12 protein-coding genes are annotated in these 13002 nt (G+C 67.6%); all 12 read left to right on the forward strand.

Features of this window, described 5'->3' with window-relative positions:
• Positions 1–51 precede the first annotated feature (51 nt).
• The 12 genes from pyrR (at position 52) to metK (ending at position 12961) form a co-directional block, all read left to right on the forward strand.
• A complete protein-coding gene (gene pyrR / locus AC0IX4_RS12110) occupies positions 52–618 on the forward strand; it encodes a bifunctional pyr operon transcriptional regulator/uracil phosphoribosyltransferase PyrR (protein WP_471829087.1) in 567 nt (188 codons plus the stop codon).
• Entirely contained in the window at positions 615–1583 is a 969-nt protein-coding gene (locus AC0IX4_RS12115; RefSeq protein ID WP_471829089.1) for an aspartate carbamoyltransferase catalytic subunit, read from the forward strand. The genes pyrR and AC0IX4_RS12115 overlap by 4 nt, the downstream gene beginning before the upstream one ends.
• Positions 1583–2899, forward strand: a complete 1317-nt coding sequence (locus AC0IX4_RS12120) for a dihydroorotase (RefSeq protein ID WP_471829090.1) — start codon at positions 1583–1585, stop codon at positions 2897–2899. Before AC0IX4_RS12115 ends, AC0IX4_RS12120 begins: the two co-directional genes overlap by 1 nt.
• On the forward strand, positions 2900–3412 hold the full coding sequence (locus AC0IX4_RS12125; RefSeq protein ID WP_471829092.1) for a PH-like domain-containing protein: 513 nt from the start codon (positions 2900–2902) through the stop codon (positions 3410–3412).
• Entirely contained in the window at positions 3409–4563 is a 1155-nt protein-coding gene (gene carA, locus AC0IX4_RS12130; protein WP_471829093.1) for a glutamine-hydrolyzing carbamoyl-phosphate synthase small subunit, read from the forward strand. The genes AC0IX4_RS12125 and carA overlap by 4 nt, the downstream gene beginning before the upstream one ends.
• On the forward strand, positions 4563–7967 hold the full coding sequence (gene carB / locus AC0IX4_RS12135) for a carbamoyl-phosphate synthase large subunit (protein ID WP_042574622.1): 3405 nt from the start codon (positions 4563–4565) through the stop codon (positions 7965–7967). The genes carA and carB overlap by 1 nt, the downstream gene beginning before the upstream one ends.
• Positions 7964–8809, forward strand: a complete 846-nt coding sequence (gene pyrF / locus AC0IX4_RS12140; RefSeq protein WP_471829095.1) for an orotidine-5'-phosphate decarboxylase — start codon at positions 7964–7966, stop codon at positions 8807–8809. The genes carB and pyrF overlap by 4 nt, the downstream gene beginning before the upstream one ends.
• Positions 8810–8992: 183 nt before the next feature.
• Positions 8993–9313, forward strand: a complete 321-nt coding sequence (gene mihF / locus AC0IX4_RS12145) for an integration host factor, actinobacterial type (RefSeq protein ID WP_042574620.1) — start codon at positions 8993–8995, stop codon at positions 9311–9313.
• Between the two features lie 35 nt (positions 9314–9348).
• On the forward strand, positions 9349–9942 hold the full coding sequence (gene gmk, locus AC0IX4_RS12150) for a guanylate kinase (protein WP_042574619.1): 594 nt from the start codon (positions 9349–9351) through the stop codon (positions 9940–9942).
• A 73-nt stretch (positions 9943–10015) separates the two neighbouring features.
• Positions 10016–10324, forward strand: coding sequence for a DNA-directed RNA polymerase subunit omega (gene rpoZ, locus AC0IX4_RS12155; protein WP_056075124.1), 309 nt, complete (start codon positions 10016–10018; stop codon positions 10322–10324).
• A complete protein-coding gene (gene coaBC / locus AC0IX4_RS12160; RefSeq protein WP_471829096.1) occupies positions 10321–11637 on the forward strand; it encodes a bifunctional phosphopantothenoylcysteine decarboxylase/phosphopantothenate--cysteine ligase CoaBC in 1317 nt (438 codons plus the stop codon). The genes rpoZ and coaBC overlap by 4 nt, the downstream gene beginning before the upstream one ends.
• A 109-nt stretch (positions 11638–11746) precedes the next feature.
• On the forward strand, positions 11747–12961 hold the full coding sequence (metK, locus tag AC0IX4_RS12165) for a methionine adenosyltransferase (protein ID WP_042574616.1): 1215 nt from the start codon (positions 11747–11749) through the stop codon (positions 12959–12961).
• Positions 12962–13002: the final 41 nt, after the last annotated feature.

Genomic DNA, 13002 nt, shown 5'->3' on the forward strand with positions numbered 1-13002 from the left:
TTTCCTTTAACGATCCGTCCAGTGAGGCGGAGAAGGAGGTCACCCACTCTCGTGTCCTCAGACGAGCCAGGTACCCCACCCCAGCCCCGGGAACTGTTGTCGTCGGCAGATGTCGGCCGCACGATTGCCCGGATGGCCCATCAGATCATCGAGAAGACCGCGTACGGCTCGCCCGACGCCGCGCCTCTGGTGTTGATCGGCATTCCGACACGCGGATCCATCCTCGCCACGCGGTTGGCGGATCGGATCGAGGAGTTCTCCGGAACCCGTCCTCCGGTCGGATCCCTCGACATCACGCTCTACCGCGACGACCTGCGGAGCAAGCCGCACCGTGCCCTCGAACGCACGTCCGTTCCCGATACGGGTGTCGACGGCGCCCTCGTCGTGATCGTCGACGACGTCCTGTTCTCGGGTCGCTCGGTCCGCGCCGCGCTGGATGCGCTCCGCGACCTCGGTCGTCCCCGCGCTGTCCAACTGGCCGTGTTGATCGACCGTGGCCATCGCGAGCTCCCGCTGCGCGCAGATTACGTCGGCAAGAACGTACCGACGGCGCGCACCGAGGACGTGTCGGTACTGCTCGACGAGCACGACGGCCGAGACGGGGTGCAGATCTCGTGACCACGAGGCACCTGTTGTCGACGATGGATCTGAGTCGCAGCGATGCGACCGACATCCTCGACGAGGCGGAGCGGTTCGAACAGGCGCTGCTGGGACGCGACGTCCGCAAGCTGCCGACGTTGCGCGGCAAGACGGTGATGACCGTCTTCTACGAGAACTCGACACGTACACGCGTGTCCTTCGAGGTCGCGGGCAAGTGGATGAGTGCGGACGTCATCAACGTCAGCGCGAGCAGTTCGTCGGCGTCCAAGGGCGAATCTCTGCGGGACACGGCGTTGACGCTGCGCGCGGCGGGTGCGGATGCTCTGATCGTCCGCCATCCCGCGTCGGGTGCGGCACATCGCATCGCGCAGTGGACCGCGCTTCCCGACGGTTCCGGACCGGCCGTGATCAACGCCGGTGACGGCACCCACGAACATCCGACACAAGCACTGCTGGACGCGTTGACCCTGCGCCAGCGTCTCGGCGGGATCGAGGGGCGTCGCATCGCGATTGTCGGCGACGTGCTGCACAGCCGCGTCGCACGGTCCAACGCCTTCCTGTTGGCGACGCTGGGCGCGGACGTCATCGTGGTCGCGCCGAGGACTCTGCTGCCGGTCGGCATCGAGACGTGGCCCGTGACGGTCGCGTCGTCACTCGACGCCGAACTTCCCGCCCTCGACGCCGTCATGATGCTGCGGGTTCAGGCCGAGCGGATGAACGGCGGTTTCTTCCCGTCCGCTCGCGAGTACTCCATCGGCTACGGGTTGTCCCAGAAGCGGTTCGACATGCTCCCGAGCCACGCGGTGGTGCTGCACCCGGGTCCGATGCTGCGCGGGATGGAGATCGGTTTCTCCGTCGCCGATGCGTCGGAAACCGCTGTCCTGCAACAAGTCCAGAATGGAGTCCACGTGCGCATGGCCGTGCTGTTCCGTCTCCTCATCGGGTCCGACCTCTCGGGCCCGACCGCATCGGGGGTGTCGTGATGAGCGGCTCCGTGATCATCCGGGGAGTGCGCCCGTACGGCGAGGGTGAGCCCGTCGACGTGCTGATCACCGACGGAATCGTCGACACCATCGGTGCCGATCTGTCCGCACCCGACGACGCCGAGGTGGTCGAGGGCGGTGGGGGAGTTCTCCTGCCGGGCTTCGTCGACCTGCACACGCACGTCCGTGAACCGGGACGCGAGGACACCGAGACGATCGAGACCGGTTCCGCGGCAGCAGCTCTCGGTGGATACACCGCCATCTTCGCGATGGCGAACACGTCGCCGGTAGCGGATTCGGTCGTCGTCACCGACCACGTCTGGCGACGCGGACAGGAAGTCGGCCTCGTCGACGTGCACCCGGTCGGTGCCGTGACGGTGGGGCTGAAAGGCACGGCCCTCGCGGAGATGGCGACCATGAACGCCGGGGTCGGCGCCGTGCGCATGTTCTCCGACGACGGGCACTGCGTCGCGGATCCGCTGCTCATGCGGCGTGCGCTCGAGTACTCGGCCGGCCTGGGCGTGCTCATCGCGCAGCATGCGGAGGAACCTCGACTCACCGAAGGCGCTGTCGCACACGAGGGTCCGACCGCCGCGCGGCTGGGACTGGCCGGGTGGCCTCGCTCGGCGGAGGAATCCATCGTCGCGCGCGACGCCATCCTGGCTCGTGATGCGCGAGCGCGCGTCCACATCTGCCACGCGTCCACCGCCGGCACCGTCGAACTTCTCGACTGGGCGAAGAAGCAGGGAATCTCGATCACCGCCGAGGTCACCCCGCATCACCTGTTCCTCGACGACTCCCGCCTCGAGACGTACGACGCGGTGAACAAGGTTAACCCTCCGCTGCGCGAGAGCAGCGATGTCGAGGCGCTGCGCAGGGCCTTGGCCTCGGGTGTCGTCGATTGCGTCGCCACGGACCATGCGCCGCATGCGGAGCAGGACAAGTGCTGCGAATTCTCGCAGGCACGCCCGGGCATGCTCGGACTCGAGACGGCGTTGTCCATCGTGGCATCGACGATGGTCGAGACCGGTCTGCTCGACTGGCGCGGCGTTGCGAGGGTCATGAGCGAGCGTCCCGCGGAGATCGTGGGACTGACCGATCAGGGCCGGCCCATCGCCGTGGGGGAGCCGGCCAACCTGACCGTCGTCGATCCCGACGTCCGGTGGACGGTCGACTCGCGCGCCCTGGCGTCGTTGTCGTCGAACACTCCGTTCGAGGCACTCGAACTGCCTGCCAAGGTCACCGCAACCCTGTTGCGTGGCCGCATCACCAGCCGCGACGGTGTCGCCGCTGCTCCTTCAGGAGGCGTGAACTAGATGGACAGAGTGTTGCTGGTCGCCGGATTCCTGGTGTTCTGGGCCGCGATGATCGCCCTCATCCTGTGGGGGTGGAGAAACCGCCAGAAGCGTCAGAGCGACGCGATCGGTGAGCTTCCGAGCGCACCGGACGCCCTCGGCGACGTTCGCGTGGCGTCCTGCACCGGCCTCTATGTCGGCTCGACGCTGGCTCCGAGCTGGCAGAACCGCATCGCCGTCGGTGACATCGGCCATCGCGCCACCGGAACCCTCACGCGGTACGAGACGGGCATCCTGCTCGAACGTCACGGGGAGACCGACATCTGGATGCCGCAGGACGCCCTGCGGGCGGTACGCACCGAGCGCGGGCTGGCCGGGAAGGTCATGACCAAGGACGGCCTGCTGGTCGTGCGATGGGAACTGCCCACCGGCACCGAGATCGACACCGGCTTCCGAGCCGACGACAAATCCGTCTACCCCGACTGGGTCGACGACACCACTTTCAGCAGCGAAGACGAGAAGGAGACCGCGTGAGCACTCAGGACGCTGCGGCATTGGTCCTCGAGGACGGGCGGGTCTTCCGCGGAACCGCGTTCGGGTCCCGGGGTTCCACCCTGGGCGAGGCCGTGTTCTGCACCGGGATGACCGGCTACCAGGAGACACTGACCGACCCCAGCTACCACCGGCAGATCGTCGTGGCCACCGCGCCGCAGATCGGCAACACGGGGTGGAACGGCGAGGACAACGAGTCCGTCGGACCGACAGGAGAGGCCGACGACTCGAAGATCTGGGTCGCCGGATTCGCGATCCGGGACGTCAGTCGACGCAGCTCGAGCTGGCGGTCCAGCGGAACCCTCGGCGACGAGATGGACCGACAGAACGTCGTCGGCATCGCCGAGATCGACACCCGCGCCGTGGTGCGCCATCTCCGCACCCGCGGGTCGATGAAAGCGGGCATCTTCTCCGGTGACGCCCTCACCGACGTCGACTCCCTCGTCGCGACGGTGCGCGACCAGCCGAGCATGGCGGGCGCCGACCTCGCCGGCGAGGTCAGTACCGACACCGGGTACACCGTCGAGCCGGTGGGCGAGGCGCGCTACTCCGTCGTCGCCGTCGACCTCGGCATCAAGTCCAACACCCCCAGAATGTTCGCCCAGCGCGGTATCCGTGTGCACGTCGTTCCGGCGGACGCCGACATCGATCGGGTGCGCGCGCTCGGTGCGGACGGGGTGTTCCTGTCCAACGGGCCGGGTGACCCCGCGACCGCCGACTCCGTCGTGCGGCTCACCGAGCAGGTGCTGGGAGACGGAACGCCGCTGTTCGGTATCTGCTTCGGCAACCAGATCCTCGGTCGCGCCCTCGGCCGCAGCACCTACAAGATGACCTTCGGACACCGCGGCATGAACATCCCGGTGATCGAACACGGCACCGGTCGCATCTCGATCACCGCGCAGAACCACGGCTTCGCGCTCGAAGGCGAGGCAGGGGAGGAGTTCGACACCCCGTTCGGACGCGCCGTGGTCAGCCACACGTGCGCCAACGACGGCGTCGTCGAAGGTGTCCGCCTGCTCGACGACTCGGCCTTCTCGGTGCAGTACCACCCGGAGGCCGCGGCCGGTCCGCACGACGCCGAGTACCTCTTCGACCGTTTCCTGCAGCTCCTCGACAAGAAAGCCGGCCAGTAATGCCACGGCGCACAGACCTCCAGCACATCCTGGTCATCGGATCGGGACCCATCGTCATCGGCCAGGCCTGCGAGTTCGACTACTCGGGCACCCAGGCCTGCCGCGTGCTGCGCGAGGAGGGGCTGCGAGTCAGCCTCGTGAACTCCAATCCCGCGACGATCATGACCGACCCGGAATTCGCGGACGCCACCTACGTCGAGCCCATCACCGCGGAATTCGTGGAGAAGGTCATCGCGAAGGAGAAGGCGGAAGGTCACCCGATCGACGCCGTCCTCGCGACTCTCGGCGGACAGACCGCACTGAACTGTGCGGTCGCGTTGCACGAGCAGGGAATCCTCGAGAAGTACGACGTCGAGCTCATCGGCGCCGACTTCGAGGCCATCCAGCGCGGCGAGGACCGGCAGAAGTTCAAGGACATCGTCGCGAAGGTCGGCGGCGAGAGCGCACGCTCGCGCGTCTGCTACACGATGGACGAGGTTCACGACACCGTCGCCGAACTCGGCCTCCCCGTCGTCATCCGCCCCAGCTTCACCATGGGCGGTCTCGGTTCCGGCATGGCGTACACGACGGAGGATCTCGACCGCCTCGCCGGCGGCGGCCTCGCGGCGTCGCCTTCGGCCAACGTGCTCATCGAGGAGTCCATCTACGGATGGAAGGAATTCGAACTCGAGCTGATGCGCGACAACCGCGACAACGTCGTCATCGTCTGCTCCATCGAGAACGTCGATCCCATGGGCGTGCACACCGGCGACTCGATGACTGTCGCGCCGGCCATGACGCTCACCGACCGCGAGTACCAGACGATGCGCGACCTCGGCATCGCCATTCTCCGCGAGGTCGGGGTGGACACGGGTGGCTGCAACATCCAGTTCGCGATCGACCCGAAGGACGGTCGCCTGATCGTCATCGAGATGAACCCGCGTGTCTCCCGGTCCAGCGCCCTCGCGTCGAAGGCCACCGGCTTCCCGATCGCGAAGATCGCGGCGAAGTTGGCCGTCGGCTACTCGCTCGACGAGATCGTCAACGACATCACGGGCGAGACTCCGGCATGCTTCGAACCCACGCTGGACTACGTCGTCGTCAAGGCGCCCCGCTTCGCCTTCGAGAAGTTCCCCGGCGCGGACCCCACGCTGACCACCACCATGAAGTCGGTCGGTGAGGCGATGAGCCTGGGCCGCAACTTCTCCGAGGCGCTCGGCAAGGTTCTCCGGTCCCTCGAGACCAAGGCCGCCGGCTTCTGGACACTGTCGGACGACGTGCTGGCGGGGGATCGCGCGCGCGATCTCGACGCCGTGCTCGCCGATCTGAAGGTTCCGACCGAGGGACGCATCTACGACGCGGAACTGGCCCTGCGCCTCGGCGGCACCGTCGAGGAGGTCGCCGCCGCGTCAGGGATCGACCCCTGGTTCGTCGACGAGATCGCCGGTCTGGTCGAGCTGCGAGGTCGCCTGCTCGACGCCCCTGTTCTGGACGAGAACCTGCTCCGCCGCGCCAAGCACTCCGGACTGTCCGACGGACAGATCGCCGCACTGCGTCCCGAGCTGGCCGGTGAGGACGGCGTGCGGTCGCTGCGGCACCGCCTGGGCGTGCGGCCCGTGTTCAAGACCGTCGACACCTGCGCAGCCGAGTTCGAGGCCAGGACGCCGTACCACTACTCGACGTACGAGCTCGATCCCGGCGCCGAGTCTGAGGTGGCGCCGCAGACCGAGCGCGGCAAGGTGCTCATCCTCGGCTCGGGCCCCAACCGCATCGGACAGGGCATCGAGTTCGACTACTCGTGCGTCCACGCTGCGACGACACTGTCCGCGGCCGGGTTCGAGACCGTCATGGTCAACTGCAATCCCGAGACCGTCTCCACCGACTACGACACTGCCGACCGTCTGTACTTCGAGCCCCTGACGTTCGAGGACGTGCTCGAGGTCTATCTCGCGGAGAAGGAGTCCGGCGAGGGCGGACCGGGAGTCGTCGGCGTGCTGTGCCAGTTGGGCGGTCAGACCCCGCTGGGTCTCGCGCAGCGCCTGCAGGACGCCGGTGTGCCCATCGTCGGAACGTCGCCCGAGGCGATCGACCTGGCCGAGGACCGCAAGGCCTTCGGCGAGGTCCTCGTCGCGGCGGGGCTTCCCGCGCCGAAGTTCGGTACCGCCACCACCTTCGAGGGCGCCAAGCGCATCGCCGGTGAGATCGGCTACCCGGTGCTGGTCCGCCCGTCGTACGTCCTGGGTGGGCGCGGCATGGAGATCGTCTACGACGAGGCGTCGCTGGACGACTACATCTCGCGTGCCACCGAGCTGACACCCGAGCACCCGGTCCTGGTGGACCGGTTCCTCGAGGACGCCATCGAGATCGACGTGGATGCGCTGTGCGACGGCACCGAGGTGTACCTCGGCGGAGTCATGGAGCACATCGAGGAGGCCGGCATCCACTCCGGCGACTCGGCGTGCGCACTACCGCCGATCACGCTGGGTCGGACCGACATCGACGCGGTCCGCCGCTCGACGGAGGCGCTGGCGTTCGGCATCGGCGTCCGCGGACTCCTGAACGTCCAGTACGCGCTCAAGGACGACATCCTGTACGTGCTCGAGGCCAACCCGCGCGCCAGCCGAACGGTCCCGTTCGTCTCCAAGGCGACGGCGGTGCCGCTGGCCAAGGCTGCCGCGCGCATCGCGCTGGGAGCGACCATCGCCGAACTGCGTGCCGACGGTGTGCTGCCTGCGACGGGCGACGGCGGGCACTCCTCGTTCGACGCTCCCGTGGCCGTCAAGGAAGCGGTGCTGCCGTTCAACCGGTTCCGCAAGGCCGACGGCAGCGGTGTCGACACCCTGCTCAGCCCGGAGATGAAGTCGACCGGCGAGGTCATGGGTATCGACGCCGACTTCGGTACCGCGTTCGCGAAGTCACAGACCGCCGCCTACGGCTCGCTGCCGACGACGGGGTCGATCTTCGTCTCGATCGCCAACCGCGACAAGCGGTCGATGGTGTTCCCCGTCAAGCGACTCGCGGATCTGGGTTTCCGGATCCTCGCGACCGAGGGCACCGCAGAAATGCTGCGGCGCAACGGCATCCGTAGCGACGTCGTGCGCAAGCACTCGGACGTGCTGGCCGAGGGCGAGCGCACCATCGTCGATCTCATCCGCGAGGGCGAGGTGGACATGGTGTTCAACACACCGTTCGGCAACTCCGGGCCCCGCGTCGACGGCTACGAGATCCGCAGTGCCGCGGTGGCGCGCAACATCCCGTGCATCACCACCGTGCAGGGCGCCGCGGCCGCGGTGCAGGGCATCGAGGCGAGCATCCGGGGCGACATCGGTGTGCAGTCGTTGCAGGACCTGCATCGGACTCTGTCGACGTACGAGCGCGCCGGGACCGGACCGTCGGCGACGACCGAGCCGGTCACGGCCCGGTGACCTCGGCGACGCCCGTCGGCGGCGTCTGGCGTTCGCGTCTGACGGCCGCCGTCCGGGCGCGAGGCCGACTGTGCGTCGGCATCGATCCGCACGCAGCGATGCTCGACTCGTGGGGTCTCGACGACTCGGTCGACGGGCTCGAGCGATTCTCACGGATCTGCGTGGAGGCGTTCGCCGACGACATCGGCGTCGTCAAGCCGCAGGTGGCGTTCTTCGAGCGGTTCGGGTCCGGCGGATTCGCCGTTCTCGAGCGCACGATCGCCGATCTGCGCTCGGCGGGTGTGCTGGTGATCGCCGACGCCAAGCGCGGCGACATCGGCAGTACCTCCGAGGCATACGCGCGGGCATGGCTCGAACCGTCGTCACCTCTCGCGTCGGACGCAGTCACGGTCTCGCCCTACCTCGGGGTCGGTGCGCTGTCCCCGTTCGTGGAGCAGGCTGCTGAGCACGGCTGCGGGCTGTTCGTGCTCGCGCGGACGTCCAATCCCGACGGCGCGGGCCTGCAACGGGCCGTCACGGACGGCGGAGCCAGCGTCGGGCAGTCCGTCGTGGACGAGGCCGTGGTGGTGAACACCCGCCTGAACGACGACGTCATGGGCCTCGTGGTCGGCGCGACACGCGGACACGGGCTCGATCTCGAGAATTTTTCGGGGCCGATTCTGGCGCCGGGTCTCGGCGCCCAGGGGGCGACGGCGGCGGAATTGCCGGGCTTGTTCGGCGGATCGTCAGAGTTGTTGTTGCCCAACTCTTCCCGCGACGTGCTTCGGCACGGACCCGACGTCGCGGAATTGCGGGACGCGGCGAGACGGGTGCGCGAGCAGGTCGAGGACGCGCTCGCCTAGCCCACCGCCGGACCGACACGGCCGCGGGGGGCGGGTTCGCAATCGGCGCCCTCCGACGGGTACGGTCGCTATCGCCGCTGGTCAATCCGGTGGCAGTGACTGGATCCACCAGAACAAGTGATGCATGCCACACCGTGGCGCAGCACGAACGCACAAGAGATTCACCGACGAGACGGAGGAACCGTGGCCCTTCCCCAGTTGACCGACGAGCAGCGCGCTGCTGCTTTGCAGAAGGCGGCAGCTGCACGTCGTGCCAGGGCTGAGCTCAAGGAGCGCCTCAAGCGCGGCGGCACCGACCTGAAGCAGGTACTCAAGGATGCCGAGACGGACGAGATTCTCGGCAAGATGAAGGTGTCCGCACTGCTCGAGGCCCTGCCGAAGGTTGGCAAGGTCAAGGCTCAGGAGATCATGACCGAGCTCGAGATCGCGCCGACGCGCCGCCTGCGTGGCTTGGGCGACCGTCAGCGCAAGGCGCTTCTCGCCAGGTTCGATTTCGAAGCCTGACGAGGACCGTGTCGACAGATAACGAGTCGACGGCAGTGTCGAGCGACAACACGTCGTTCAGGAGGGGTCGGCTGGTAGTACTGGCCGGCCCTTCCGCCGTCGGTAAGTCCAGTGTGGTCGCGAAGGTGCGCGAGCAGCTTCCCGATCTGTACTTCAGCGTGTCGGCGACGACACGCGCACCCCGACCCGGTGAAATCCATGGCCGGGACTACCGGTTCGTCGACTCCGCCGAGTTCGATCGCATGATCGCCGACGGAGAGCTGCTCGAGTGGGCCGAGATCCATCGCGGACTGCATCGCAGCGGCACTCCCGCCGCGCCGGTGCGCGACGCTCTCGCCACCGGTGAACCCGTTCTGCTCGAGGTCGATCTCCAAGGTGCGCGGGCAGTTCGAGCCGCAGCACCGGAGGCGCTGCTGGTCTTCATGGCACCGCCGTCCTGGGAGACCCTGGTGGGTCGACTGACCGGACGGGGCACCGAACCGCAGGACGTCATCGAGCGCAGACTCGAGACGGCGCGCGAGGAATTGGCGGCTCAGAGCGAGTTCGACACGGTCATCGTCAACGACGATGTCGAGCGGGCTTGCGCCGAGTTGGTATCCTTGTTGGTCGGTGGCGCTCCGGACGCTTAGTTCGGGGCCGTCACCCACGGAAGTCGTTCAGTTTTCATGTCCGGAGCATCCGCCCCGGTCAATCTTCAGGAGCATTGTGAGTAGTCCCTTGGCGAATGTGTCCGATTCCTTCACCAGTATCGACGTGGCGACGTACGACACCCCGCTGGGCATCACCAACCCGCCCATCGACGAGCTGCTCGAGCGCACGTCGTCGAAGTACGCACTGGTTATCTACGCAGCCAAGCGCGCGCGTCAGATCAACGACTACTACAACCAGCTCGGTGACGGAATCCTCGAGTACGTCGGACCCCTCGTCGAGCCGGGTCTGCAGGAGAAGCCGTTGTCCATCGCCCTGCGCGAGATCCACGCCGACCTTCTCGAGCACGTCGAAGGCGAGTGAGTTCCCTGTCTCCCTCGGTGGGAGCGCAGCGGCCGCGGCGGCACGTCGTCGTCGGAGTCGGGGGAGGAATCGCCGCCTACAAGGCGTGCGGCCTCATCCGACACTTCACCGAGGCGGGCGACGACGTCCGCGTCGTACCGACGGAATCGGCTCTGCAGTTCGTAGGCATAGCCACGTTCGAAGCACTGTCGGGTAATCCCGTCCACACCGGAGTCTTCGCCGACGTTCCGGAGGTGCCGCACGTCCGGCTCGGCCAGAACGCCGACCTCGTCGTCGTGGCTCCGGCCACGGCCGACCTGCTCTCACGTGCCGCGGCGGGTCGCGCGGACGATCTGCTGACGGCCACGCTGCTCACCGCTCGGTGCCCGGTCGTGTTCGCCCCGGCGATGCACACCGAGATGTGGGAGCACCCCGCGACGGTCGACAACGTCGCCACGCTCCGTCGGCGCGGCGTCACCGTCATCGAACCCGCATCCGGTCGTCTGACCGGCAAGGACACCGGCCCCGGCCGTCTCCCCGAGGCCGACGAGATCGCGGGTATCGCCGAACTCCTGCTCGAACGGCCCGATGCACTGCCCCGTGACCTCGAGGGCCGCCGCATCGTCGTCTCCGCCGGCGGCACACGCGAACCCCTCGATCCCGTGCGTTTCCTGGGTAACCGCAGTTCGGGCAAGCAGGGCTACGCCCTCGCCCGGGTGGCCGCACAACGCGGTGCCGACGTCGTGCTCGTCAGTGGCTACACCAGCGACCTCGCGCCGCCTGCGGGAGTGCGAGTCGAGACGGTCCGCACCGCCGAGGACATGCGCGCAGCCGTCACCGCGGCAGCGGTCGGAGTCGACGCGGTCGTCATGGCCGCCGCCGTCGCCGACTTCCGTCCCACCACCCTCGCGGCGAGCAAGATCAAGAAGGGCGCGAACGAGCCCGACACCATCGCGCTGACGCGCAACACGGACATCCTGGCCGGTCTTGTGGCCTCCCGTGACTCCGGCGAGCTGCCGGGCGACCTCGCGATCGTCGGCTTCGCCGCCGAGACCGGCGACGAGCACGGCGACGTCCTCACCCATGCCCGCGCGAAGTTGGCACGCAAGAAGTGCGATCTCCTGGTTGTGAATGCAGTCGGAGAGGGTAAAGCCTTCGAGATGGATGTCAACGACGGGTGGATTCTGTCCGCGGACGGGACCGAGACGGCTCTCGAACACGGATCCAAAGCCCTGATGTCGTCGCGAGTGCTCGATGCGCTCGTGGCACTTCTTCCCGTCGCGGACTCGTCGTCCCTGTGTGAAGACTGTACGAGCGCCGACGACTCGAGGTGACCCGCACCGCCCGAGACGTCGGTGGGCCCCGCTATCGTCGACAATCAGCTCGGGGAGCCGTTCGATCATGTCGACACACTCAGTCATGCGTGTACGAGAGGAAACATCTGTGAGCACGTCCGCAAGTCGGCTTTTCACCAGCGAATCGGTCACCGAGGGGCATCCGGACAAGATCTGTGACGCCATCAGCGATTCGATTCTCGACGCGCTCCTGACCGAAGATCCGCGCGCCCGCGTCGCCGTCGAGACACTGGTCACCACCGGCCAGGTCCACGTCGCCGGCGAGGTCAACACCACGGCATACGCGGACATCCCGCACATCGTGCGCGAGAAGGTCCTCGAGATCGGATACGACTCGTCGGCCAAGGGCTTCGACGGCAATTCCTGCGGCGTCAACGTCGCCATCGGAGCACAGTCGCCCGAAATCGCTCAGGGCGTCGACAATTCGCACGAGTCGCGCGTCGAAGGTCTGACCGACGACGAGATCGACCGTCAGGGCGCCGGTGACCAGGGCCTGATGTTCGGCTACGCCATCAAGGACACGCCGGAGCTCATGCCTCTGCCGATCGCGTTGGCGCACAGGCTGTCCCGTCGGCTCACCGAGGTGCGCAAGACAGAGGTGCTGCCGTACCTGCGTCCGGACGGCAAGACCCAGGTCACCATCGAGTACGAGGGCAACAAGGCAGTTCGCCTCGACACCGTCGTCATCTCCACCCAGCACGCTGCCGACATCGACCTCGACAACATGCTGACTCCCGACATCCGCCGGCACGTCCTCGAGTCGGTGCTGTCCGAGCTCTCCCACGATTCGCTGGACACCTCGTCGGTGCGGTTGCTCGTCAACCCCACGGGCAAGTTCGTTCTCGGTGGACCGATGGGCGATGCGGGCCTGACCGGCCGCAAGATCATCGTCGACACCTACGGTGGCTGGGCCCGCCACGGCGGCGGCGCGTTCTCGGGCAAGGATCCGTCGAAGGTCGACCGCAGTGCCGCGTACGCGATGCGGTGGGTCGCCAAGAACGTGGTGGCCGCAGATCTGGCCGAGCGCGTCGAGGTCCAGGTCGCGTACGCCATCGGCAAGGCAGCGCCGGTCGGCCTGTTCGTCGAGACCTTCGGCTCGGAGAACGTCGACCCCGTGAAGATCCAGTCGGCCATCAACGACGTCTTCGACCTGCGTCCGGGCGCGATCATCCGTGACCTGGACCTGTTGCGTCCGATCTACGCGCAGACCGCCGCGTACGGCCACTTCGGCCGCACCGACATCGATCTGCCGTGGGAGAACACCGACCGCGCGGACAAGCTGAGGTCCGCCGCCGGCCTGTGAGCCGAGTCCGGTCGATTCCACGAGGAGTGTTCGAGAGCTGA

The organism is Rhodococcus sp. AC861 (assembly GCF_979256035.1).

What these genes read in the sequence shown, in the direction of transcription:
- AC0IX4_RS12120 (WP_471829090.1), top strand. Translation starts at nt 1,583, where the DNA reads ATGAGCGGCTCCGTGATCATCCGGGGAGTGCGCCCGTACGGCGAGGGT.
- AC0IX4_RS12125 (WP_471829092.1), top strand. Translation starts at nt 2,900, where the DNA reads ATGGACAGAGTGTTGCTGGTCGCCGGATTCCTGGTGTTCTGGGCCGCG.
- carB (WP_042574622.1), top strand. Translation starts at nt 4,563, where the DNA reads ATGCCACGGCGCACAGACCTCCAGCACATCCTGGTCATCGGATCGGGA.